Annotated in this window: 19 protein-coding genes and 1 tRNA gene; 12 read left to right on the forward strand and 8 right to left on the reverse strand. The window is 68.0% G+C overall.

The features are described 5' to 3' along the window. Positions 1-149: 149 nt before the first annotated feature. Positions 150-1,409 carry an urea ABC transporter substrate-binding protein gene (gene urtA / locus L6Q67_RS21000; protein WP_296574409.1) on the reverse strand — a complete coding sequence of 420 codons (1,260 nt, stop codon included), beginning with the start codon at positions 1,407-1,409 and terminating at the stop codon, positions 150-152. Positions 1,410-1,568: 159 nt separating this feature from the next. Here urtA and L6Q67_RS21005 point away from each other — a divergent pair, with 159 nt between their 5' ends. Genes L6Q67_RS21005 through L6Q67_RS21020 form a run of 4 tightly spaced genes read left to right on the forward strand, consistent with a single transcriptional unit; the run spans position 1,569 to position 6,802 of the window. Further along, complete coding sequence (locus L6Q67_RS21005) at positions 1,569-2,414, forward strand: HDOD domain-containing protein (RefSeq protein ID WP_296574412.1); 846 nt, start codon at positions 1,569-1,571, stop codon at positions 2,412-2,414. A 13-nt stretch (positions 2,415-2,427) separates the two neighbouring features. Continuing rightward, on the forward strand, positions 2,428-3,939 hold the full coding sequence (locus tag L6Q67_RS21010; RefSeq protein ID WP_296574415.1) for an NAD(P)H-hydrate dehydratase: 1,512 nt from the start codon (positions 2,428-2,430) through the stop codon (positions 3,937-3,939). Then, a complete protein-coding gene (locus tag L6Q67_RS21015; protein WP_296574417.1) occupies positions 3,936-5,921 on the forward strand; it encodes a CBS domain-containing protein in 1,986 nt (661 codons plus the stop codon). Before L6Q67_RS21010 ends, L6Q67_RS21015 begins: the two co-directional genes overlap by 4 nt. Next, the gene (locus tag L6Q67_RS21020) at positions 5,918-6,802 is read left to right on the forward strand and encodes a DMT family transporter (protein WP_296574420.1); all 885 of its coding nucleotides are present in this window, start codon (positions 5,918-5,920) and stop codon (positions 6,800-6,802) included. The genes L6Q67_RS21015 and L6Q67_RS21020 overlap by 4 nt, the downstream gene beginning before the upstream one ends. A gap of 169 nt (positions 6,803-6,971) precedes the next feature. Here the strand turns inward: L6Q67_RS21020 and L6Q67_RS21025 are convergent, their stop codons facing one another. Next, positions 6,972-7,805 carry a tetratricopeptide repeat protein gene (locus L6Q67_RS21025; RefSeq protein WP_296574422.1) on the reverse strand — a complete coding sequence of 278 codons (834 nt, stop codon included), beginning with the start codon at positions 7,803-7,805 and terminating at the stop codon, positions 6,972-6,974. Positions 7,806-7,973: 168 nt separating this feature from the next. Between L6Q67_RS21025 and L6Q67_RS21030 the strand changes: the two genes are divergently transcribed. Continuing rightward, positions 7,974-8,048 (forward strand) — tRNA-Val (locus L6Q67_RS21030). Between the two features lie 90 nt (positions 8,049-8,138). Here the strand turns inward: L6Q67_RS21030 and L6Q67_RS21035 are convergent. The 6 genes from L6Q67_RS21035 to L6Q67_RS21060 form a co-directional block, all read right to left on the reverse strand. Beyond that, on the reverse strand, positions 8,139-8,723 hold the full coding sequence (locus tag L6Q67_RS21035) for a YigZ family protein (RefSeq protein WP_296574424.1): 585 nt from the start codon (positions 8,721-8,723) through the stop codon (positions 8,139-8,141). A gap of 18 nt (positions 8,724-8,741) precedes the next feature. Beyond that, positions 8,742-9,239 (reverse strand): NUDIX domain-containing protein, encoded by a 498-nt coding sequence (locus L6Q67_RS21040; protein WP_296574427.1) that lies wholly within the window; start codon positions 9,237-9,239, stop codon positions 8,742-8,744. Between the two features lie 173 nt (positions 9,240-9,412). Beyond that, on the reverse strand, positions 9,413-11,176 hold the full coding sequence (locus L6Q67_RS21045; RefSeq protein WP_296574430.1) for a PQQ-binding-like beta-propeller repeat protein: 1,764 nt from the start codon (positions 11,174-11,176) through the stop codon (positions 9,413-9,415). 20 nt (positions 11,177-11,196) lie between these two features. Continuing rightward, positions 11,197-12,045: an ABC transporter substrate-binding protein gene (locus L6Q67_RS21050; protein ID WP_296574433.1), complete on the reverse strand. Its 849-nt coding sequence runs from the start codon at positions 12,043-12,045 to the stop codon at positions 11,197-11,199. 160 nt (positions 12,046-12,205) lie between these two features. Then, entirely contained in the window at positions 12,206-12,637 is a 432-nt protein-coding gene (locus tag L6Q67_RS21055) for a PaaI family thioesterase (RefSeq protein WP_296574436.1), read from the reverse strand. A 30-nt stretch (positions 12,638-12,667) separates the two neighbouring features. Beyond that, positions 12,668-13,882 (reverse strand): MFS transporter, encoded by a 1,215-nt coding sequence (locus L6Q67_RS21060; RefSeq protein ID WP_296574439.1) that lies wholly within the window; start codon positions 13,880-13,882, stop codon positions 12,668-12,670. A gap of 92 nt (positions 13,883-13,974) precedes the next feature. Between L6Q67_RS21060 and L6Q67_RS21065 the strand changes: the two genes are divergently transcribed. The 7 genes from L6Q67_RS21065 to L6Q67_RS21095 form a co-directional block, all read left to right on the forward strand. Further along, positions 13,975-14,868, forward strand: coding sequence for a LysR substrate-binding domain-containing protein (locus L6Q67_RS21065; protein ID WP_296574442.1), 894 nt, complete (start codon positions 13,975-13,977; stop codon positions 14,866-14,868). Between the two features lie 84 nt (positions 14,869-14,952). Then, a complete protein-coding gene (locus tag L6Q67_RS21070; protein WP_296574445.1) occupies positions 14,953-16,713 on the forward strand; it encodes a cache domain-containing protein in 1,761 nt (586 codons plus the stop codon). Further along, positions 16,694-17,332 (forward strand): response regulator transcription factor, encoded by a 639-nt coding sequence (locus tag L6Q67_RS21075; protein ID WP_296574449.1) that lies wholly within the window; start codon positions 16,694-16,696, stop codon positions 17,330-17,332. The genes L6Q67_RS21070 and L6Q67_RS21075 overlap by 20 nt, the downstream gene beginning before the upstream one ends. Before the next feature lie 118 nt (positions 17,333-17,450). After that, complete coding sequence (locus L6Q67_RS21080; protein WP_296574452.1) at positions 17,451-19,658, forward strand: EAL domain-containing protein; 2,208 nt, start codon at positions 17,451-17,453, stop codon at positions 19,656-19,658. Then, positions 19,655-21,352 (forward strand): PAS domain-containing protein, encoded by a 1,698-nt coding sequence (locus L6Q67_RS21085; RefSeq protein ID WP_296574455.1) that lies wholly within the window; start codon positions 19,655-19,657, stop codon positions 21,350-21,352. Before L6Q67_RS21080 ends, L6Q67_RS21085 begins: the two co-directional genes overlap by 4 nt. 52 nt (positions 21,353-21,404) lie before the next feature. Continuing rightward, positions 21,405-22,748 (forward strand): type II toxin-antitoxin system HipA family toxin YjjJ, encoded by a 1,344-nt coding sequence (gene yjjJ / locus L6Q67_RS21090; RefSeq protein WP_296574459.1) that lies wholly within the window; start codon positions 21,405-21,407, stop codon positions 22,746-22,748. 455 nt (positions 22,749-23,203) lie between these two features. Further along, the coding region (locus L6Q67_RS21095) for a hypothetical protein (RefSeq protein ID WP_296574462.1) at positions 23,204-23,390 on the forward strand (187 nt) is incomplete at its 3' end.

A 23,390-nucleotide genomic window follows, 5' to 3' on the forward strand; every position in this document is an offset into this window, starting at 1 on the left:
AATTCATTCGACCTCGGAGGTGAATCAAGGCGGGGAGGTCGAATGAATTCGACCCCACAAGCACATCACCTCCTCCAAAAAAAGCCGGCTCCGGGCCCGGAGCCCATTGCCGGCCAACTACTGCCTTCGCGAGAGGAGGTCGCGAGCGCTTACAGCTTCTGCTTGCTTTCGTTGCCCGGGATGAAGGGGCTCCAGGGCTGGGCGCGGATCGGGCCCTTGGTCTTCCACACGGTGTTGAACTGGCCGTCAGCCTTGATCTCGCCGATGAACACCGGCTTGTGCAGGTGGTGGTTGGTCTCGTCCATCTTGAGGGTGAAGCCCGACGGCGCCTTGAAGGTCTGCCCTCCCATGGCGGCGATGACCTTGTCGGTGTCGGTGGACTTGGCCTTCTCGACGGCCTGGGCCCACATGTGGATGCCCACGTAGGTGGCTTCCATCGGGTCGTTGGTGACCACGGTGTCGGCCTTGGGCAGCTTGGCCTTCTTGGCCCAGTCCCGGTACATCTTGATGAACTTGTCGTTCTCGGGGTTCTTCACCGACATGAAGTAGTTCCAGGCGGCCAGGTGGCCGACCAGGGGCTTGGCATCGACGCCGCGCAGCTCCTCCTCACCCACCGAGAAGGCCACCACCGGCACGTCCTTGGCCTTCAGGCCGGCGTTGCCCAGCTCCTTGTAGAAGGGCACGTTGGAGTCGCCGTTGATGGTGGAGATCACCGCCGTCTTCTTGCCCTCGCCGGCGAACTTCTTGATCTTGGCGATGATGGTCTGGTAGTCGGAGTGACCGAAGGGGGTGTATTCCTCGATGATGTCCGCATCGGCCACGCCCTTGCTCTTGAGGAAGGCGCGCAGGATCTTGTTGGTGGTGCGCGGATACACATAGTCGGTGCCCAGCAGCACGAAGCGCTTGGCCGAGCCGCCTTCCTTGCTCATCAGGTATTCCACCGCCGGGATGGCCTGCTGGTTGGGGGCTGCGCCGGTGTAGAAGACGTTCTTCTCGAGCTCCTCACCCTCGTACTGCACCGGGTAGAACAGCAGGCCGTTGAGCTCCTTGTACACCGGCAGCACCGACTTGCGGGACACCGAGGTCCAGCAGCCGAAGGTCACCGCCACCTTGTCCTGGGACAGCAGCTGGCGGGCCTTCTCGGCAAACTTCGGCCAGTCGGAGGCCGGGTCCACCACCACCGGCTCGAGCTTCTTGCCCAGCACGCCGCCCTTGGCGTTGATTTCCTCGATGGTCATCAGCGCGGTCTCCTTGAGCGCGGTCTCGGAGATGGCCATGGTGCCGGACAGGGAGTGCAGGATACCGACCTTGATGGTGTCGGCCGCGTAGGCACTGGCAGACAGGCCGCCCATGGCGGCGATGGAGGCGGAGAGAACAGCGGCCTTGAGGAAGGTGCGACGGTTTTGCATCGAGGGCTCCTTGGATCGGTGGATTCGGTTTAATGCGGTGCAGCAACGGTTTGAAGATTACGGAGCCCTCCTCCGCGCCGGAATACGTCAGATTGCGTAGGTGCTGCGTAGCCCCCCGGGTCGGCTAGAATCAGGGCACACCTTTCGACGCCCACCCCCATGTCCACTCCCGCACCCGCCGATGTCGAACGCCTCGTCAAAGGCATCGGCATCCCGCCCCGTCCCGAGGTGCTCACCCGTCTGCAGAAGGAAATCGAATCGCCCAACATGTCCCTGTCGGTGGTCGGGCAGATCATCAACAGCGACGTGGCCCTGGCTGCCGCGGTGATGAAGGTGGCCAACTCCCCGGCCTTCGGCCTCAGCCGCAAGGTCAGCACCGTGCAGCAGGCCATCCCGGTGCTCGGCAGCCGCGTGCTGGCCAGCCTGGTGGCCGGCTTTGCCCTGCGCAGCAGCATCACCGGGCCGGTGCGGCTGGACCGCTTCTGGGACAGCAGCATCCGCGTCGCCCAGCTGTCAGCCCGCCTGACCAAGGAGTTCCGGGGCGTTCCCGCCGACCACGCCTACACCTTCGGGCTGTTCCACGATTGCGGCATTGCCGTGCTGATGCAGCGCTTTCCCGACTACCGGGACACCCTGCAGGTGGCCAACAGTGATGACAGCCGCAGCTTCACCGAAGTGGAAGAGGCCCGGCACGCCACCCACCACGCCGCCATCGGCTGCTTTCTCACCCGCAACTGGGGCCTCGCCGAGGACATCAGCCGGGCCACCCTGGTGCACCACGATCTGTCCATCTTCGCCCCCGACGCCGAAACCGACGACGCCCGCTGCCGCACCCTGATCAGCCTCGCCGCCCTGTCCGACTGCTTCGTGGGCAGCTTCATGCGCATGAGCGAGGACGCCAGCTGGCTGCGCATCCGCCCCCACGTGCTGCAACACCTGAACATTGGCGAAAGTGAATTTCACGACCTGCGGGAAATGGCTTTCGAACTAATGGAAAACATCTGAACTCCATAACCGCATGCCCGCCCCCCCGATCTACCCCGTCGCCGCCATCCGCGCCATCGAGGCCCTGGCCCTCCCCGGCGCCGTACCGCCCCTGATGGAACGGGCCGGCGCTGCCGCCGCGGCGCTGGCCCTCGAGCTGCTGCCCGCCCCGGGTGCCGCGGTGCTGGTGGCCTGCGGGCCCGGCAACAACGGCGGCGACGGTTTCGTGGTGGCCCGCCGCCTGCATGCCGCCGGTCACCACGTGAGCGTGGCCTTTGCCGCCGACCCCATCCGCCTGCCCGCCGACGCCGCCGCCGCCCACGCCGCCTGGCTGGCCTTTGGCGGCACCACCCACACCACCCTGCCACCGCCCCCCGAGGGGGGCTGGGCGCTGGTCATCGACGCCCTGTTCGGCATCGGCCTGCAGCGCCCCATCGAAGGCCTGTACGGCAACTGGATCACCCAGATGTCGGCCGCGCCGGGCCTGCGCCTGGCCCTGGACATTCCCAGCGGCCTGGATGCGGACACCGGCGGCTGCCCCGGCGCCTGCTTCCAGGCCGACCACACCCTCACCTTCATCGCCCTCAAGCCCGGGCTGCTCACCCTGGACGGCCCCGACCGGTGCGGCACCCTGCACCTGGCCACCCTGGACCTGGACGCCGAAGCCCTGGCCCCGGCCCCCGGCCACGCCGTGCGCCCGGCCCTGTTCGGCGCCCACCTGCAGCCCCGCCGGCGCAACAGCCACAAGGGCAGCTACGGCGACGCGGCCATCATCGGCGGCGCGCCGGGCATGGTCGGCGCAGCCCTGCTGGCCGGGCGGGCGGCGGCCTACCTGGGTGCCGGCCGGGTGCTGGTCGGCCTGCTCGACCCGGCAGCCCTGGCCGTCGACCTGCTGCGCCCCGAGCTGATGTTCCGCAGCGCCGTCGCGCTGCTCGACGAGGCCGGCCTCGGCGCCCTCGCCGTGGGCCCGGGCCTGGGCCAGTGCGACGCGGCCCGCACCCTGGTGGCAACGGCCCTGGGGGCAGCCACGCCCCTGGTGCTGGATGCGGACGCCCTCAACCTGGTGGCCCGCGACACCGCGCTGCAAGCGGCCCTCGCCGGGCGTGCCCGGCCTGCCGTACTCACCCCCCACCCGGCCGAAGCGGCCCGCCTGCTGGCCTGCACCACCGCCGCCATCCAGGCCGACCGGGTCGCCGCAGCCTGCGCCCTGGCCCGCCGCTACCAGGCCTGGGTTGTGCTGAAGGGCTGTGGCAGCGTGATCGCCGGGCCCGATGGCGCCTGGTGGATCAACACCACCGGCAACCCCGCCATGGCCACGGCCGGCATGGGCGACGTGCTCACCGGCCTCATCTGCGCCCTCCTCGCCCGCGGCTGGCCGCCCCGGGATGCCCTGCTGGCCGGCGTGCATCTCCATGGCCTGGCCGGCGACAGCCTGTGCGCCGAACTGGGCCTGGACACCGGCCTGCTCGCCGACGAGATGGCTGGCGCCGCCCGCCGGATTCTGAACCACTGGCTTCGGCCCCCGGCCCCGATAACGCCCCCATGAACCCGCTCCGGCAATCCACCCACGGCGGCACCCTGAAGGACGTCTGCTCGCCCATTACCCTGCGCCTGCCGGCCGAGATGCCCCTGGCCGAAGCCCTCGGCACCCTGCTGAAGCAACGGGTTTCGGGAGCCATCGTGATGTGCGACGAACGCTACGTGGGCATCATCACCGAACGCAGCGCCGCCCGGGCCTGCCTGGATGGCGACCCCACCAGCCTGATGCTCGGCGAAGCCTGCGACCCCAACCCGCCCGTCGGCTACCCCGACACCGACCTGCGCGAGGCCTATCGCCTGCTGGTGCGCCACGGCAGCCGGCATATCCGCATCGAGGACAGTGCCGAAGACCCCGGCGTGCTGATCTCCGAAACCGAGCTGCTGGCGGCCCTGGGCGTTGAGCATTTCACCCACCTGGACACCGTGGGTCACGTCATGAGCCCCCGCCCCCACACCATTCCGGACACCTCGGGGGTCGATCAGGCCATCCGCCAGATGCGCCAGTACAACATCGGCTGCGTGGTGGCCGAATCCGCCGGGCTGCCGGTGGGGGTGTTCACCTTCCACGACCTGACCGTGCTGCTGTCGCGCAACGCACGGATCGCCGACATCACCCTGGCCCAGGTGATGACCTCGAATCCGATCAGCATCCAGGCCTCCACCTCGGTCTGGTCGGCCGCCCAGACCATGCAGCAGGCCGGCATCCGCCACCTGCTGGTGATGCGCGGCGGGCGCCTGGTGGGCATCCTTTCCGAGCACGACATCGTGACCAGCCTGGAGGGACGCTACGTTGCCTTCCTGCGGGAGATCATCGCCGAGCAGGAGCAGGAGCTCATCGACCAGCGCGTGCGCCTGGCCCGGCGCGAGGGCGAAGAGCGCCTGCACCGGATCATCGAATCCACCCCTGACGTGATCATCGTGAAGGACGGGGACAACCGCTGGCTCATCAGCAACCGGGCCGGGCTGCAGCTCTTCGGGCTCACCGGCGTCCATTACGCCGGCCTGACCGAAGAGGAACTGGCGGGCCTCGCCACGCCCCCCCGGGCGGCCCCCCTGCTCAACTGCGCCGCCACCAACGAACAGGCGTGGAACACCCCGGAGGGCTACCGCTACATCGACCACCTGCCCGACGCCGACGGCACAATCTGCCACCTGGACGTGATCAAGACGCCCGTCTTCAACCCGGACGGCAGCCGCCAGATGCTGGTCGTGGTGGGCCGCGACATCACCGACCGGCTGCAGATGGAAGAACAGGTCCGGGCCCTCAACGCCACCCTCGAAGAGCGGGTTGCCCGACGCACCGACGAACTCAGCGCCACCCTGGCCGAGCTCGAATCCTTCAGCTACTCCGTCTCCCACGACCTGCGCACCCCCCTGCGTGCCATCGAAGGCTTCTCCAGCGTGGTCATGGACGAGCACGCCGCCACCCTCGGCCCCGAGGGCATGGACCACCTCAACCGGGTGCGCGAGGCGGCCCGGCGCATGGCCAGCCTGATCGACGATCTGCTCGACCTGTCACGCCACGTCCGCAAGCCCCTGCAGCGCCGGGACACCGACCTCTCCGCCACAGCCAGCAGCATCGCCCGGGATTTTGCCGACGAGTTCCCCGAGCGCGGGGTGCGCTTCGAGATCCAGCCCGGCATCCATGCCGAGTGCGACCCGGTGCTGCTGCGCACCGTGCTCGAGAACCTCATCGGCAACGCCTGGAAGTTCACCCGCCCGGTGGCCCGGCCGTGCATCCGCTTCGGGCTGCGCCAGGAGCCGGAGGGCATGGCCTATTTCGTGGCGGACAACGGGGTGGGTTTCAACCGCGCCGACGCCACCAAGCTGTTCACGCCCTTCCAGCGCTTTCACGCCGCAGCCGAGTTCGAGGGCAGCGGCATCGGCCTGGCCACCGTGCATCGCATCGTGCGGCGCCACGGCGGCTGGATCCGCGCCGAGAGCCGTCCCGACCAGGGCGCCATCTTCCTGTTTTCCCTCGGCGCGTGAGCCACACCCAGCGCCCGCTGCTGGGCATCGGCCTGGCCATGGTCTCGCTGCTGCTCTTCGTGATGCTCGACGTCACCACCAAGCACCTGAGCACCCGCTTTCCGGTGCCGCTGCTGGTGTGGGCGCGTTACACCGTGCACCTGCTGCTCATGCTGGTGATGCTCGGCCCGGCCCTGCGCAGCCGGCTCTTCGCCACCCGGCGGCCGGGCATGCACCTGGTGCGCGGCCTGCTCCTGCTATCCACCAGCCTTTGCGGCGTGGCGGCCTTCCAGCGCATGCCCCTGGCCGAAGCCACCGCCATCATCTTCGCCTCGCCGGTCATCGTGGTGCTGCTGGCGCGCCCCATCCTCGGCGAAAAGATCGGTGCCCTGCGCTGGCTGGCCGTGCTGCTGGGCTTTGGCGGCGTGCTGCTGGTGGCGCGGCCCGGCAGCGGCCTGGTGCCCGAAGGCATCGCCTTCGCCCTCGCCGCCGCGGTGGTGTATGCGCTCTACCAGATCCTCACCCGCAAGATGTCGAACACCGAAACCCCGGTCACCCTGCTGTTCCACACCGCGCTCATCGGCAGCGCCCTGACCACCGCGGCCCTACCGTGGATGAACCACGGCCCGGAACCCACCGCCCCTGACTACCTGGCCATGGGCGCCATGGGCGTGCTGGCCGGCTGCGGGCACTTCCTGCTCACCCGCGCCTTCCGCGAAGCCCCCGCCTCCCTGCTCTCGCCCCTGCTCTACGTGCAGTTGCTGTGGGCCACCCTGTTCGGCTGGCTGGTCTTCGAACAGCTCCCCGACCGGATCGCCCTTGGCGGCATGCTGGTGATCGGCGTGGCCGGCGCGCTCATCGCCATCGACAGCCGCCGCGTGGCCCGGGCCACCACCATCTAGCGTCCCGTGGGGTCGAATTCATCCTGATTTACTCAGTTTGAAGTCATCTGACCGCCAGCACGCCGGCTCCCCGTGGGGTCGAATTTATTCGACCTCCGTGCGTTCAATCACCGGCCTGCCTTTGATCCAAGCCCGCGGTCGAATGAATTCGACCCCACAAAAGCCCGGCTCAGCGTGCCTTCAACGCCTCGATGGCCGGCGGATAACGGCCCTCCGCCGATGCCCGCAGCCAGCGCAGCGCCTGCGCACCGTCCTGCGCCTGCCCGGCCCCCGTCTCCAGCATCACCGACAGGGCGTACTGCCCCTCGGGCTCACCGGCCTCGGCAGCCTGGCGGAACAGGCGTGCCGCCTCGCCCAGATTGCGCGGCACACCCCGCCCCGCCTCATGCAACCAGGCCAGGCGCGTCAGCCCCCGAGGGTCGCCCGCATCGGCAATCGCCCGGTAGGCCGCCAGCGCATCGGGCAGGCTGCCATCGGCCTCCAGGCGGCGCGCCTGGGCCAGACGCCGGTCGGCGGCGCTGACCGGTCGCTGCGTCGTGCCATCCAGCACCGCCAGCTGCGTTGCGGCCTCATCGTCCCCCATGTCGGCTGCCGTTTTCAGCCAGTGGCGGGCGCCAGCCACATCCGGCGCGCCAAAACGGTGAGTCTGCAGGGACGTACCCAGGCGCAGGGCGGCGTTGCGGCTGCCGGCCAGGGCGGCCTTCTCGTAACGCCGCCGCGCCTCCGCGCCATCCTGCGGCTCGCCCAGCCCGTCTTCGGCCAGAATTCCCAGGTTGAACCAGGCCTCGCCCATCCCCCGCTCCGCCAGCGCCGTCCAGATCTGCTTCGCCTCCGCATAGTGGGCCATCTTGAACTCCGCATAGCCCTTGTAAAGCCCAATGGCCGGTTTGCGCACCACCTCCGCCAGATCCTCCTCGCCCAACAACTCCGCCCGGGCAGGCTGAAAGGCACACACGACAAGCAGTAGCCCGACACGGGCCAGGGATACACGAACACGCAACATGAAAGTATCGGATGGGGCGGGATGTGCAACCGGGTGGATCTACGCCCCCCTCAAAACCCAGAAAACCCCGCCCACCGGCAAGTTCCCCTTGCCCCCTCCGCAAAAGAAATTTCGCGCACCCGCTTGACAGCCCTCCGACCCATTACTACAATGCGCTCTTCACCTACCGGGCGGTTAACTCAGCGGTAGAGTGCCACCTTCACACGGTGGAAGCCACTGGTTCGATCCCAGTACCGCCCACCAGATATAGCGTAGCGTTTTCAACAAGTTGGCAACGATGCGCAGCAAAAAAGGCACCTTCGGGTGCCTTTTTTCATGTCCACCGCCGGCCATTCAGCCCCGCCAGCTCACCCGCCCCTGCCCGGCTTCGTTCAGGCGGGCCATCAAGGCCTCCGCCTCTCCTTCCGCCACGCTGAAGCTCAGCTCCACCTGCTCGCCGTGCTGCACGCTCAACAGGGCACCACCGGCCGCGTCGATCTCGCGCCGGAACACCCCCTCCAGCGCGTAGGGCACGGCGCACAGCAGCGTACGCAACCGGACGAGGGGAATCTTGCGGGCGCTCTTCAGGGCCTGGGCGACACTGTCGGTGTAGGCGCGGACCAGGCCGCCAGCCCCCAGCCGGACACCGCCGTAATAGCGCACCACGGTGGCGAGCACGCCTTCGAGATCCTGGTGGCGCAACACGTCGAGCATCGGGCGGCCCGCGGTGCCGCCGGGCTCGCCGTCATCCACCGCCGCCGAATGCCCACCGGCCAGCAGCGCCCAGCACACATGCGCGGCGCCCGGATGCTCGGCACGCAGGGCGGCCACGATGGCCTGGGCCGCAGCCCGGTCGGGCACGGCCTGCACGCAACCGATGAAGCGGCTTTTCTTGATGAGCAGCTCGCTGCAGACCGGTACGGCAATGCTGTAGGCCATGGAAGCCCGGGCGCCCGGTCAGAAAAGCGCGCGGCCAATCCCGTCGTGGGGGGACGGGCTGGATATGCCAAGCAGGTGCCGGGCCTTGCTCAGCAGGCTTCTGCCCAGCAGGAGGCGCCGCATGCTCGCAGCCAGACGTACGCCCAGGCTCATGTCAGTGGCCCAGGCGTAGGCATCGATCTCGGGCACCGACTCGCCCGTCCGGTAATGGGGGAAATAGCTTGTGCAGAGGCACTGCTCCGGCCGGATCTCGGCGGAATCGACACCCACGGCAAACAGGTGCAGATCCTTGCCGCGGTAGTAGGGATGGCGCCCCAGGTTGATCAGGCAGGCCGGCTCGAAGGCCAGCCCGAACTCTTCGCTTGTCTCGCGCAGCGCGCAGTCGATGGGTGCCTCGCCGGGCTCGATCAGGCCTTTGGGCAGATCCCAGTGCTCGTTGCCCGTGGAATGCCCCACCAGCAGTTCGGCCCGCTCATTGATGATGAGCAGGCCGCAGGACAAAAACTTTGCGCTCACCGGGCAGAGCCCCGATGGCGGAATGGAGTGACATGGATCATGGGAACTCAGGAGGGCTGAGCGCGCCGGGTTTGATACACCCCGCGCAAGGCCCCGGATTCTCTCCTGTAAAGGCAATTCCCATTGACAGCTTTTGTCACGCCTTGGTTCGGAAGTATCGATCCCTCACACGATTATTTCCCCAGCCTGTAAACCTGGAAGCTGTCCCCTGTCCGGTAGCCGAAGATCTGGTTCCCGCCTGCGGCAACCGCCACGTACTGAACGCCGTCGATCTGGTAGGTGATCGGCGGGGCATTCACCCCAGCGTCCAGCTGGTCGCTCCACAGCAGCTCGCCCGCGGCGGAATCGTAGGCATTGAAGCGCCCGCTGCCCTCCCCCATGAAGACCAGGTTGCCGGCGGTGGCCAGCAGGCCGCCCACCAGGGGCTGTTCGGTCTTCTTCTGCCATTTGATCCGGCCCGAGGCCAGGTCGATGGCCGACAGCACGCCCCAGCGGGGCACGTCCATCAGGGGCTCAAGGGTCGTGTATTCCACGGCCGGCTTGCTCGCCGTGGCGGGGATGCGCTGCTTGGTGTACTTCACCGGCCAGTGGATGGCCGGCACGTAGGCCGTCAGGCGCGCCTCGTCCACCGAGGTGGGCGACCAGTTGATGCCGCCCAGCACCCCGGGCAGGATCACCTGCCCCTCCGGGGTCGGCCGGGTGAAGGTGTTGCGGTGCTCCACAAACTCGTCCGACTTGCGCAGCAGCTCGCCGGTCAGGCGGTTATGGATGTAGTACCAGCCGATCTTGGCAGCCTGGCCCACGGCGGGCACCACCTTGCCCTGATGGGGATAGTCGAAGAGCACCGCCGGGCTGGCTACGTCGTAGCCCCATTGGTCATGGGGCACCTGCTGGTAATGCCAGCGGATCTTGCCGGTGTCCACGTCAAGGCACACCAGGGATACGGAATAGAGGTTGTCCCCCGGCCGCGAGGTGCCGTCCATCTGGGGTGAGGGGTTGCCGGTGCCGAAGTAGAGCAGGCCGTGACGGGCATCGATGGCCGGGGTGGACCAGGCCGAGCCGCCGCCATAGCGGGCCGCGTCGGGGTATTTGGCCAGATCGGCCCGCTCCTTCGCGATGTCCCGGTGCAGGGGCATGCCGTCGGGGGTGGTGGCGCGGAACTCGCCCTCCCAGTTGACCGGGGCGATGGTGTCGAACTGCCACACCCGGCGCCCGGTGTTTACATCAAAAGCCGCCAGAAACCCCGACCGGCCGTAGTTGCCCGCAAAGCCCACCACCGCCCCCAGGGGTGCGCCGTCCCGGTCGGAATCCAGGTGCAGGCCGTAGCCCACGCCGGTGACGCCGATCAGCACCTTGCCCTTGTACACCACCGGCGCCATGGCGATGCCCACCCCCGAGGTACCGGCGATGCTGGCCTTGCGCAGGGGGTCCGAGTCGGTGAGGGTGTTCACCGATTCGGCCGGCGCGCTGCCGCCATCGGCCACCTCGATGTCCCATAGCAGCTTGCCGGTTTTGGCGTCCAGGGCCACCAGCCTGGCATCCACCGTGCCCATGAACACCTTGCCGTCGGCCACCGCCACGCCCCGGTTGCCCGGGCCACAGCACAGGGGGTAGTCCTTCTTGCGGGCGTGTTCGTAGCGCCACAGCTCCCTGCCGGTCACGGCATCCAGGGCCACCACGTGGTTGAAGGGCAGCGACAGGAAGATCGTGCGATCCACCATGATGGGGGTCGCCTGAAACGTGGCCTTCACCCCGCTCCGGTAGGTCCAGGCCCGGACCAGCCTGGCCACGTTGCCGGTGTTGATCTGGTCAATGGCGGCGTAGCGCCGGTTGCTGTGGTCAAGGCCGTAGGTCGGCCATTCGATGTCGGCCGCCCAGGCCGGCGCGAGTGCGAGGGTGCCGACGAGGGCAAGCAGGCGGGTGTGGAGACGCATCATCAATCCCTTTCGAGTCGCGCTCAGCGGGCAGAGCGCAGGGTCACGCCGTGGCGCTTGAAGATAGCCTCCACGGTGCCATCCTTCTGCAGTGCCGCCAGGGCGGTGCTCAGGCTGCCGGCCAGTTCGTCCGCCTCGGCCTTCACGGCCATGCCGATGGGCCAGCTCTTCTGGCTCAGCTCGCCCAGCTTGACCTCGTCGATGACGAAACGGGTGTCTCCCCGGAGCGCCGCCTCCAGCTCGCCGATGGGTGCCATGATGGCCACGATGCCATCCTCCCGCAGGGCCTTGGCGGCCTCCTCGATGGAGCGGTAATGCACGACGTTGGAGCGGATCCGCCCCTGCATCACGCCGCCGAGGAAGGAGTCGGCCAGGGTGTCACCCTCGACGCCGACCTTCTCCCGGGTGAACACCTCCAGCGCAATGGCCGCCGAACCGCTGGGCACCGGCACCCGGCTGGCCACCCGGGCCATGCCCATCACCTCGCGCTGATAAGCCCCAAAGATGCGCGCCTTGTCGTTGGCCTCGGCGAACACCGGGTCCACCGGCACGCGCATCATCACGTCGGCCGGATCACCCCGCAGGTAATGCCCTTTCCAGACCATGTTGCGCAGATCATCGCCCATGTCTTCGCCGCTCATGAAGCTGATGATCTCGGCCTCCACGCCCAGCCTGGCGGCCAGAGCCTGGCCGAGCTCCACATCGATGCCCTTGCCGGCATCGGAATACGGCGGAAAGTTGTTATAGACCGCCACCTTCAACCGCCCGCGCTTGCGGATGGTGTCCATCTGCTCATCGGCCTGGGCCGGCAGACAACAGGTCAACAGCGAGGCGGCGAGGGCCAGGGAGAAGTAACGTCGGGTGGGGCGCATGGGGGCTTGTCTCCGGGTATTGGACGGCGTTGTAGTCTTTTCTCCGGATTCTAGACATCCCGCACCACCCCGATAGCCCCCGCCCCCGGGATGGGCAAAATCGCCCGCAACATCGGGCAAATTGCCCGCCCCAGGGCAGGCCCCCGGGTAACAGCCGGCCTCAGCTACGCGGCCACAGGATCATCTGGGTGCAGCGAAACAGGGCGATCTTGCGGCCGGTGGCTTCGTCGGTGACCACCGCGTCCCACACCTGGGTGTTGCGCCCCAGGTGCTGGGCGGTGGCGTGGCAGGCGATGCTGCCCTCCTTCACCGTGCCCAGGTGGTTGCTCTTCAGCTCGATGGTGGTGAACGACGTCGCCCCGGCCGGCAGGTGAGCCACGGTGGCGTAGCCGCAGGTGGTGTCCGCCAGGGCCACCACGCTGGCCGCGTGCAGAAACTCGTTGGGGGCAAAGTGCAGCCTCTTCACCGGCATGCGGCTCTTCAGGCTGCCTTCGGTCAGCTCGACCATCTCGAGGCCCAGGGCCCCGGGCAGGTATTCCTGGCCGATCTCGTTGAGGTGGGTGATGGAGATGTCATCGCGGAGTGTGCTCACGGTACGGTCTTTCCTTGTTGGGGTTAGGGTTCAGGCGGGCTGGGCGGCGGGCTGCACCGGTGCTTCGCGGATGGGCAGGTTGGCCAGCGCGGCGAGGGCGGCCAGTGCCATGTCGGCGTACCACATCCACGAAAAATCCCCGAACTGTGTCACCGCCAGCCCGCCCAACCAGGCCCCCAGAAAGCCACCGATCTGGTGGGACAGCAGGGTGAGCCCGAACAGCGTACCCAGGTAGCGCGTGCCGAACAGCTTGCCCACCAGGGCCGCCGTGGGCGGCACCGTGGCCAGCCAGGTAAAGCCCAGCCCGGCGGCAAACAGGTAGTAGGTCCATTCGGTGCGCGGCATCAGCAGATACACGCCGATCAGCAGCGCCCGGGAGCCATACATGGCCGCCAGCACGTGCTTGCTCCGGTAGCGCGTCACCCAGGCCCCGGCATACAGGCTGCCGGCCACGTTGGCCAGCCCGATGATGGCCAGGGACCAGCTCGCCACGCTGGGCGGCAGGCCGCACAGATCCACCTCGCCGGGCAGATGCGTGACCAGAAAGGCGATGTGGAAACCGCAGGTGAAGAAGCCCGCGTGGAGCAGCAGATAGCTGCGGTCGCGCAGCCCGTCACGCACGGCGCGACCCAGCCCGCCCTGCCCCTCGGCGGCCGCAGCCGGGAGCGTGGCCGCCCCAGCGAGCCGCCCCACCAGCGGCAGGGTGAGCAGGGCCACCACCGCCATCGACCACAGCGCCCCCATCCAGCCGAACGACTGGATCAGGCGCTGCAGCAGCGGCGCAAACACAAACTGCCCAAACGACCCGCCGGCGTTGATGATGCCCGACGCGGTGCCACGGGAAGGCGCCGGCAGACGCTGGGCCGCCGCTCCGATAAGCACCGAGAAGGCCCCCGCCCCCGACCCGATGGAGGCCAGCAGGCCAAGGCTCACGGCCAACCCGAAGCCGCTGTCCATGAAGGGCGTGAGGGCACAGCCCAGGGCCAGCAGCACCAGCCCGGCGCGCAACACCGGCGCCGGGCCATGGCGGTCGGCCACCGCACCGGCAATAGGCTGGATCGCCCCCCAGGCAAACTGCCCGATGGCCAGGGCAAAGCTGATGGTGGCCACCCCCAGGCCCGTGGACGTATTGATGGGGCTGACAAACAGCCCGAAGGACTGACGGATCCCCATGGTGACCATCAGGATGCCGGCCGCCGCCAGGGTAATGGCCAGCACATCGGGACGACGCACGCTCTGGAACACGATTCACCTCCTTGTCTGGCTGGAGATTGTCCCGTCGCGCGGCACCCGCCACAAATCATTTAAGATGCACCATGAAATAGTTTTTCTATCCCATGAACACCTATCCGCCCCTCAAAGCACTCGTATTTCTTGATTCCGTGATGCGGAACCGCAGTTTTTCTGCGGCCGCCAGCGAGCTCTGCGTAACCCCCGGCGCGGTGGGCCAGCAGATCCAGAAACTCGAGGAATGGCTCGGCCTGCCCCTGTTCATCCGCCAGGTGCGGCAGATCACCCCCACCCCCGACGGGCTCGCCTACTGGCAGCAGATCCAGCCCGCCCTGGCCCGCATCGCCGACGCCAGTCGGCGGGTGCGCCACCAGCGCAGCCGCAGCGTGGCCCTGTCCATGCCCCCCACCTTTGCCGCCAAGTGGTTTCCCCGGCGCATGGCCGGCTTCCTCACCCGCCACCCGGACATCGCCCTGCACCTCAACTCCACCACCACCCTGGTGGAGTTCGAGCGCGACGGCATCGACCTGGCCATCCGCTACTTCGACGGCGACGACCCTGCGCTGGAAACCACCCTGCTCCACACCGACGAGGCACGGCTCTACTGCCAGCCGGGCTACGCCGCCGCCATCGGCCTGGCCCAGCCCGACGACATCGCCCGCGCCACCCTGCTCACCACCACCATGCACCCCCACTGGCCCATCTGGCTGGAGCGCTTCACCCGGTTGAGCGCCGCACAGATCGAGCAGCTCCCGCAGATCCGCTTCGACCAGGGCGTGATGGCCATCGAAGCCGCCCGGCAGGGGCAAGGCCTCGTCCTCACCAGCCCACTGCTGGTGGAAGAGGAGCTCGCCCAGGGCGGCCTCTACGCCCCCTTCGACCACGCCCTGCCCCTCAGCGCCGGCTACTACGTGATCCACCCCCGCGCCCTGCCCCTGCGCCCCGCCGCCCTCGCCCTCAAGGACTGGCTTATCGAAGTAGCCGCGCCCGGCCCGGCCTGACCCCTGCACGCCCCCCCCAAGAAAAGCCGGGTGAATATCTGGTAAGTTTGCATTTCCCCTGAAACCCGTGTCACAAGGAGGCCCATGAAGATCCGCGCAGGCATCATGACCTGGCTGCTCCTGCTGGTCCTCCTGCCCTCCCTGCCCCTGCTGCTGTTCGCCAGCTACTCGGCCTACCGCTATGCCGACGAGCGGCGCAGCACCATCGAAACCGACCTCACCACCCGGGCCAACACCCTGGCGGCCAATGTGCGCCAGGTGCTGGCCCGCAACTTCGGCTACATCGCCAGCCTGGCGGCCTCCGACGCGGCCGCCCGGGGCGATGTCGAAGGCCTGTACAACATCGCCCGGCGCATCCGCGACAGCAACCCCGAGATCATCGCCGTCACCCTCATCGACAGGGACGGGAAGATGCTCTTCCTGTCCTCGCTGCCCTACGGGCAGACCACCCCCACGGCCCAGATCGCCGCCGCCCAGGAGGTCTTCCGCACCGGAAATCCCGTGGCCTCCAGCGTGTTCCGCTCGCCGATCAACGACCGCTTCCTGGTGGCCCTGGCGGTGCCCGTGATGCAGGACGGCAAGGTGGCCTACTGTCTGCGTGCCATCCTCAACGTGGACACGATCAACGCCGTGATCAGCCCCGACAAGCTGCCACCGGGCTGGGTCGCGGCAGTTACCGACGCCAACGGGCGCTTCATCGCCCGCTCCCTGTCGCCAGACCAGTTCGTCGGGCAACAGGGCTCACCCCAACTGGTGGCGGCCATCCAGAACCGGACCGAACCCCTGTGGGAAGGCGTCACCAAGGAAGGCGTGGTCACCCAGACCGCCCTGCGCCCCATCGGCACCTGGGGCTGGTACCTGGCAATCGGGGTGCCCAAGGCATCCCTGGCTGCCCCCTGGAAGCAGGACGTGCAGATCCTCGTCGGGCTGGGGGGTGCGATGCTCGCCCTGGGCCTGGGTCTGGCCATCTGGCTGTCCCGACGCATCAGCCTGTCGATCCGCGACACCGTGCAGGCCACCAAGGCCGTACTGCGGGGCGAGGTGGCGGCGGGCCAGTCGGCGGGCATCACCGAGCTCGACCAGATGCACCGGGCACTCACCGAGGTTGAGGAATACGGACGCCTCCTCGAACAGCGGGTCGATGCACGCACCGCCGAGCTGCAGTCTGCCAAGGAACGCATCTCGCGCTTTGCCGACCAGCAGGAACGCACCGTCGAGGCCGAGCGCCAGCGCATCTCCCGCGAAGTCCACGACCAGATCGGCGCCGTGCTCACCGGCATCAAGATGATCTTCCGCGGGCTGCCCGAAGGCGTGCTGCCCCAGGAGCAGGAGCGCGAACTCATCACTGCCCTGGATCTGGGCGTCGCCACCGCCCGCCGCATCGCCTCCGAGCTGCGCCCCCCCCTGATCGACGACCTGGGCCTGCAGGCGGCCGTCGAACAGCTGCTGGAAACCAGCTTCCGCGGCAACGGCATCATCCATGCGGTGCGCCTCGACGACGCCGACATCCTCAACGAACGGCAGGCCCTGGCCGCCTACCGGATCATCCAGGAGGCCAGCACCAACGTCCTGCGCCACGCCCGGGCCAGCCACTTTGCGGTGACCGGCCGGGTTGAGGACAATTCCTGCTACGGGATTACAATCATGGATGATGGTATCGGCATGTCGGCCACGGCCGGCCGGCCCGGCGCCCTGGGCGTGGCCGGCATGCAGGAACGGGCCGAACTGCTTGGTGGCAGCCTCGCGATCGGCAACGCCCCCCACGGGAGCGGCGTCGTCGTGAGCCTGCAGATCCCGTTATCCCGACCCGATGGCGACCCACCCGATGAAGATCCTGCTCCTTGAAGACCACCCCATTGTCCGGCTCGGTGTTCGACAGCTCATCTCCCGGCGCTGGCCCGACGCGGACGTGGTGGAAGCCAGCACCCTCGCCGCCGCCCTGCAGACCCTGCGTGAGGGCGAGCCCGATGCCGCGGTGGTGGACCTGAACCTGCCCGACACCGACGGCCTGGAGAGCGTCATCCGTCTCCGCCGGGCCGCGCCCCGGCTGCGCATCCTGGTGCTCAGCCTCAACGACGAGCTGGCCTACGCCACCCGCGCCATGCAGCTGGGGGCCGCCGGCTACCTCAACAAAGACCGCGCCGCCGACGAGCTGACCATTGCCCTCGAGCGGGTCATGGCCGGCGGGCGCTACATCACCGACGTGGTTGCCGACCACCTGGCCAGCCTGATGACCGGCGAGGCCAGGAAGGCCCCCCACGAAGAGCTCTCCCCCCAGGAATACCGCGTCCTGCTGCTCCTGGCCGAAGGGCGGCGCCTCACCGAGATCGGTGAAGCCATGCGCCTCTCCCCCAAGACGGTCACCACCTACCGCACCCGCATCCTCGACAAGCTCGGCGTGGAAAACAACTCCGACCTGGTGCGCTACTGCCTTCAGCACGACCTCCTCAGCGACCGCACGTAGGTGATCCCCTACAGCCCAAACCGGTAAACCTGATGCGAGCTTGAGCGAACGCCTGATACGCCAAAACCCCGCCACGGGCAACACTGCGAGCATGAAAGAACACCCGCAGGAGCTTGCCATGAAGACCGTCATCGTCGAAGACTCGGAGCTGATCCGCACCCAGCTGCAACGCCTGCTGCGGCAGCAGCCGCGCATCCAGATCGTCGGCACCGCCACCGAAGAAACCGAGGCAACGGCCCTGATCCTGCGCACCCAGCCCGACCTGGTGCTCCTCGACCTGTCCCTGGCCCCGGGCAGCGGCGTACATGTACTCAGGAAGATCCGCGAAGCCGGCTGCGGCGCCCGGGTCCTGATCCTCACCAACAACACCGGGCAATCCCTGCGCCTGGCCTGCCAGCAGCTGGGCGCCAACGGCTTCTTCGACAAGAGCACCGAGCTGGCCGAGTGCCTGGCCCAGATCGACGCCCTGCTGCCGCCCCTGCCCAACAACGAATCCCTGCGCCTCGAGGCACTGCACGGCACCCACCTGGTGGACACTCCCGAACAGGAAGCCTTTGACAACCTCACCCAGCTCGCCGCCAGGATCACCGATGCCCCCATCGCCCTGATCTCCCTGGTCACCGAAGACCGCCAGTGGTTCCTGTCCCACTGCGGCACCGAAGTGCGTGAAACCTCCCGCTCCATCGCCTTCTGCGCCCACACCATCCTGCGCAACGAGATGATGGTGATCGAAGACGCCCTGGAAGATCCCCGCTTCCACGACAACCCCCTGGTCGCGGGTGGCCCCCGCATCCGCTTCTACGCCGGCGTGCCCCTGGTGCTCCCGTCGGGCGAGGCCGTGGGCACCCTGTGCGTGATCGACCACCAGCCCCGGCATCTCTCGGACGGCCAGCGCAGCGCCCTCAAGACCCTGGCCAGCAGCGTCCTCGCCGAAATCGAGCTGCGCCGCCGCCTGCTCCACCTGGAACAGGAATCCGAACGCCGCCGCGCCGCCGAATCCCACATCCTGCATCTGGCCACCCGCGACCCGCTCACCGCCCTGCCCAATCGCGCCACCTTCCGCGACCGCCTCGACCAGCATGTCCGCTTTGCCCAGCGCCGCCACACCCGGATCGGCGTGCTGTTCATCGACCTGGACCACTTCAAGCCCATCAACGACTCCCTGGGCCACGACGTGGGCGATGACGCCCTGGTGAAGGCCGCCGAACGGCTGACCAAGGTGATCCGCAACTCCGACACCGTGGCCCGCCTGGGGGGCGACGAATTTGCCGTCATCCTGGCCGACATCGCCGGGCACGCCGACGCGGTGCAGGTGGCCACCAAGATCATCAACAGCCTGCGCACCCCCTTCATCGCCAAGGGCCACACCCTGCACCTCAGCGCCAGCGTAGGCGTGGCCATGTACCCCGAGCACGGCGGCCAGGGCGACCAGCTGCTGCGCCACGCCGACCTGGCCATGTACCAGGCCAAGCAGACCGGCGGCGACAAGACCTGCCTGTACTCCCGCGCCCTCAGCGAGCGCGCCGAAGAAACCCAGGCCCTCGACACCGACCTGCGCGAAGCCCTGCGCCGGGACGAGCTCATCCTGCACTTCCAGCCCCAGGCCAACCTCAGCGCCGGCACCCTGTGCGGTGTCGAAGCCCTGGTCCGCTGGCGCCACCCCCACTTCGGCATCCTGCCCCCCGACCACTTCATCCCCCTGGCCGAGCAGCGCGGCTTCATCGGCGAGGTCACCCGCAAGGTGCTCGACATGGCCCTGCGCCAGCTGCGCGACTGGGACGAGCAAGGCCTCGAGGTGCCGCGCATCGCCATCAACGTCTCGCCCAGCGAGATCCGCGCCAACTTTGCCGAGATGATCGAAGCCGCCCTGTTCCGCAACGGCGTCGAGCCCCAGCGGCTGGAACTCGAAATCACCGAATCCACCCTCTCCTCCGACGGGGTGGAAACCATGCAGCTGCTGGAACAGCTGCGCAGCATCGGCGTCAGCATCGCCATCGACGATTTTGGCGTGGGCTACTCGTCCCTCAGCCAGCTCCACCGCCTGCCCATCGACTGCCTCAAGATCGACCGCAGCTTCATCGAGGACCTCGAAACCTCCCAGTTCGATCTCTCCATCGTCGACGCCATCATCACCATGGCCGGCGCCATGAAAGTGCGTACCCTCGCCGAAGGCGTCGAGAAGGACGGCCAGCTGCACATCCTGGAGGGCATGGGCTGTCACTGCGTCCAGGGCTATCTGCTGAGCAGGCCCGTTCCGGCCCCCGAGGCCGCCGCCTGGATGACGGACTTCATGCGTCAGCCCCGGCCCCTGGAGCTTGCATCATGAAGCTGCGCCTGATCGCCCTGTGGGGCAGCGTGCTGGTGCTCCTGGCCGTCATGGCCGCCGGCCTCGCCCTGGAGCGCCAGACCACCCATGAGCGCATGGCCCTGTCGGTCAAAGGCTACTCCCGCCTCCTGGCGGAGCACGCCGGCAGCATCGTCCGCTCTGCCGAGCTTGCCGCCCAGGGCGTGATGAACGACCCGCGCGTCCTCCACCAGCTCAGCCAGGCCGCCCACACCGGCGCATCCCCCATCGCCCCCGAGAGCAACCGCCTCTTGCTCCAGTCCTTTCTGCGCAACCTCCCCGGCGCCATCAACCTCTTCATCGCCGACGCCAACGGCCTGGTGCTGTCATCGGCCACCAGCGTGCCCGACGGCACCCGCATCCACGAACGCCCCTACTTTCGCAGCCTGGCAGCCGCCCACGGCAACAGCACCGCCATCTCCGACACCGTGCGCGGCAAGACCAGCGCCGAGTGGGCCATCCAGGTGGCCCGGCGGGTTGAAGACGGCAACGGCCGCTTCCTCGGCGTGGTAGTGGTGAGCCTGGGGGTCGAGGAGCAGCTCTCCAAGTTTTACGCCTCCATCGACTGGCCCCCCGGCACCGCCATCTCCCTGTGGAACGCCCAGCGGCAGCTGATGATGCGCTACCCCATGCTCCCCGATCAGGTCGGGCGCACTTCCTCGGGCAACCTGCTCCGGCAGACGAGCAATCAAGCCTTCGAGGTCGGCCCCTCGGAGTTCGACGGACAGATCCGCGCCCGCGCCGCCAGCCGCGTCACCGGCTACCCCCTGAGCGCCATCGTGGCCGTGCCCCGCGACATCTACGACAACGCCTGGATCACCAACCTGCGCTGGGCCGGCGGGCTGGCCCTGCTCCTGCTGATCGCCGCCGGGCTGCTCACCCTGTGGCTGCGCAGCCAGCACCGGCACGAAATCGCCCTGCAGCAGGCCCGCCAAAAAGACCGGGAACAACTCCAGGCCTACGCCGCCATCATCGAAACCGCCCCCTGCGGGCTGGCCATGATCGACCCGCTGGAGCGCTGCATCGTCGCCAACCCCGCCTTCGCCCGGCTCATCGCCCACGACCCCGCCACCCTCGCCCAGCAATCCCTGCCCGACCTCCTCCCCGAACCCATCCGAACCCGCCTCCGCCACGACATCGGCCAGTGCCTGCACGGCCGCCAAAGCCGCAGCTACCATCGCCTGCACACCGACTGGCAGGACATCATCTGGGAGATCGAACTGGTCCCCCTCCTCGAACACGGCGAGCCCGTCGGCGCCCTCCTCAGCCTCTACGACGTCACCGTGCAATACCTCGCCGAAGAAGCCCTCATCCAGCGCGAAGCCGACCTCCAGGCCGTCTTCGACAGCCAGCCCGAGTGCGTCAAGGTCTTCGACCTCAGCGGCCGCCTGCGCCGGCTCAACCCCGCCTGCATCCGCAACCTCGAAGCCGACAACCTCGCCCATGGCCTCACCGCCCGCATGGAAGAACTCATCGACCCCGACGACCTCGCCGACTACCTCGCCTTCCGCCAGCGCATCCTGGGCGGCCACCGCGGCCACCTCCGCTACCGCAGCCGCAGCCTCAAGGGCACCCCCCGCCACACCGACCTCCACGCCGCCCCCATCCGCGACGCCACCGGCACCATCACCGGCATGGTCGCCATCGCCCGCGACGGCACGGCTGGTCAGCGCTGAAAGGACACCCTAGAATGGACCAGAGTATCTATTCACACATCCATTCAAATCCATGGACACGCACGCCGACGCCATCAGGCTGCAACTCACCCGCGGCCCCCAAACCGCCCGCCAACTCACTGAAAAAATTGGCATAAGCCAGCCAAGCCTGTCCCGCGCGCTGGGCACAATGGCGGCCGACGTGGTGCGCATCGGCGCCGCAAGATCTATTCAGTACACCCTCCGCGACCCACGCCGCGGGCTCCCGGACATCCCCATTCACCGGGTCGACCCCGAGGGGCGTATCCAGCTGATCGGCACACTCATCCCCGTCTGCCCGGACGGCTTCGTCATGCAGCCCTTCGACGGCCCCCGTCTGCACAGCCCCGGCCTCCCATGGTGGCTGTATGACATGCGCCCCCAAGGCTACCTCGGCCGGGCCTACGCCGCCCGCCACGGCCACGCCCTGGGCCTGCCCCCGCGCCTGGGCGACTGGACCGACACCCACGCCCTGCGTGCCCTGCTCGCCCACGGCCACGACCTCATCGGCAACCTGCTCACCGGCGACCAGGCCCGGGATCACTTCATCGCCGCCCCCCAGCCCACCCCCATCCTTCCGGAAGACAAGGCCGAGGCCTACACCCGGCTCGCCCACGAAGCCGCCCAAGGCGAACTGCCCGGCTCCTCCGCCGGTGGCGAACAGCCCAAGTTCACCGCCTGCGCCCAGACCCCGGACGGCCCCAGGCACGTCATCGTCAAGTTCTCCGAAGCCGAAGCCGGCCCCGTACCCGAACGCTGGCGCGACCTCCTGCTCGCCGAACACCTCGCCCTCGAAACCCTGCGCCAGGCCGGCATCCCCGCCGCCACCAGCCGCGTCATCGACCACCAGGGCCAGCGCTTCCTCGAAGTCGAGCGCTTCGACCGCATCGGCCCCCTCGGCCGCCGCGCCATCCTCTCCCTCGCCGCCCTCGACGCCGAATTCCTCGGCGCCGGCACCGGCCCCTGGCCAGAGCTCGTCCAAAGCCTCGCCACCGACCGCCACATCCAGCCCGGTGCAGCCCAGGACGCCGCCCGCCTGTGGGCCTTTGGCACCCTCATCGGCAACACCGACATGCATGGCGGCAACCTGAGCTTCATCACGGATCAAGGCCGCCCCTACACCCTCGCCCCCGCCTACGACATGCCCCCCATGGCCTTCGCCCCCCGCCACAGCGGCGGCCTGCCCAACACCCTGCCCGCGGCGAACATCCACGCCAGCGTGAGCAACGGGGTCTGGCGAGAGGCGGAAGTGCTGGCGCGGCGCTTCATCGAGCGAGTCCAGGCGGCAGAAGGCTTCAGCGAACGGTTTGGGGGGTGTATTGCGGTGCTGGGAGCGCACATGAACGCAGCGAGCGAGAGAATCGGGCGGCTGGGGTAGGCGGCAACAGGGGGCGAGCTGCCGCGCGAGTGAAGCACTTCACTGCCCGCGCCAGCACCAACTGTCATGCTCCGTTCGTAACCGTCGGCACACACCATAACGACACCCTCAAGAGGCATTATTCGTTGGGGATAGCGTAGGAGGTTATGGGGTGAATGAGCGCTGTTCGGCCGACGCGGACGTCTGGTGGCAGGAATGCGACAGGCCGCTGCCGGCCAGGAGCGGCCTGTCCCTGTCTGATGAAGATAGCGGCCATTCGGGCGCGCCGGTATGCTTTCGGCCTACGTGCTACATGAATCCGGTCATTCTGATATGCCGTCGGCTACTGTTTCCCTGTCATGTTATTTTGCATTGTGGGTAGTTTGCGTTTTTGAACAATCACTTGCTGGTCAAGTTATCCGGCAGAGCTGTCGCCCTAAAACAAAGTTGGGTATCCATAGACAGAGGAGATAGTCATGACTATTGAAGACAAAGAGTTGTTCTACAAGCTGATGAAGGCCGGCGCAAAGCAGGCAGTCAAGCAGGGCGCGTCGAAAGCTGATTTGCCGGATGACTTATCAAAGTTCTGTATTGACCCACCAAATCCTGCACAGGTCACGCTGCTAAAGCGAATGCCTCAGCCGGCGTTTTCATATCCAGCGC

This window comes from Zoogloea sp. (assembly GCF_023150065.1).
Lineage (GTDB): Bacteria > Pseudomonadota > Gammaproteobacteria > Burkholderiales > Rhodocyclaceae > Zoogloea.

What these genes read in the sequence shown, in the direction of transcription:
- urtA (WP_296574409.1), bottom strand. Translation starts at nt 1,409, where the DNA reads ATGCAAAACCGTCGCACCTTCCTCAAGGCCGCTGTTCTCTCCGCCTCC.
- L6Q67_RS21005 (WP_296574412.1), top strand. Translation starts at nt 1,569, where the DNA reads ATGTCCACTCCCGCACCCGCCGATGTCGAACGCCTCGTCAAAGGCATC.
- L6Q67_RS21010 (WP_296574415.1), top strand. Translation starts at nt 2,428, where the DNA reads ATGCCCGCCCCCCCGATCTACCCCGTCGCCGCCATCCGCGCCATCGAG.
- L6Q67_RS21015 (WP_296574417.1), top strand. Translation starts at nt 3,936, where the DNA reads ATGAACCCGCTCCGGCAATCCACCCACGGCGGCACCCTGAAGGACGTC.
- L6Q67_RS21025 (WP_296574422.1), bottom strand. Translation starts at nt 7,805, where the DNA reads ATGTTGCGTGTTCGTGTATCCCTGGCCCGTGTCGGGCTACTGCTTGTC.
- L6Q67_RS21035 (WP_296574424.1), bottom strand. Translation starts at nt 8,723, where the DNA reads ATGGCCTACAGCATTGCCGTACCGGTCTGCAGCGAGCTGCTCATCAAG.
- L6Q67_RS21045 (WP_296574430.1), bottom strand. Translation starts at nt 11,176, where the DNA reads ATGATGCGTCTCCACACCCGCCTGCTTGCCCTCGTCGGCACCCTCGCA.
- L6Q67_RS21050 (WP_296574433.1), bottom strand. Translation starts at nt 12,045, where the DNA reads ATGCGCCCCACCCGACGTTACTTCTCCCTGGCCCTCGCCGCCTCGCTG.
- L6Q67_RS21065 (WP_296574442.1), top strand. Translation starts at nt 13,975, where the DNA reads ATGAACACCTATCCGCCCCTCAAAGCACTCGTATTTCTTGATTCCGTG.
- L6Q67_RS21070 (WP_296574445.1), top strand. Translation starts at nt 14,953, where the DNA reads ATGAAGATCCGCGCAGGCATCATGACCTGGCTGCTCCTGCTGGTCCTC.
- L6Q67_RS21075 (WP_296574449.1), top strand. Translation starts at nt 16,694, where the DNA reads ATGAAGATCCTGCTCCTTGAAGACCACCCCATTGTCCGGCTCGGTGTT.
- L6Q67_RS21080 (WP_296574452.1), top strand. Translation starts at nt 17,451, where the DNA reads ATGAAGACCGTCATCGTCGAAGACTCGGAGCTGATCCGCACCCAGCTG.
- L6Q67_RS21085 (WP_296574455.1), top strand. Translation starts at nt 19,655, where the DNA reads ATGAAGCTGCGCCTGATCGCCCTGTGGGGCAGCGTGCTGGTGCTCCTG.
- yjjJ (WP_296574459.1), top strand. Translation starts at nt 21,405, where the DNA reads ATGGACACGCACGCCGACGCCATCAGGCTGCAACTCACCCGCGGCCCC.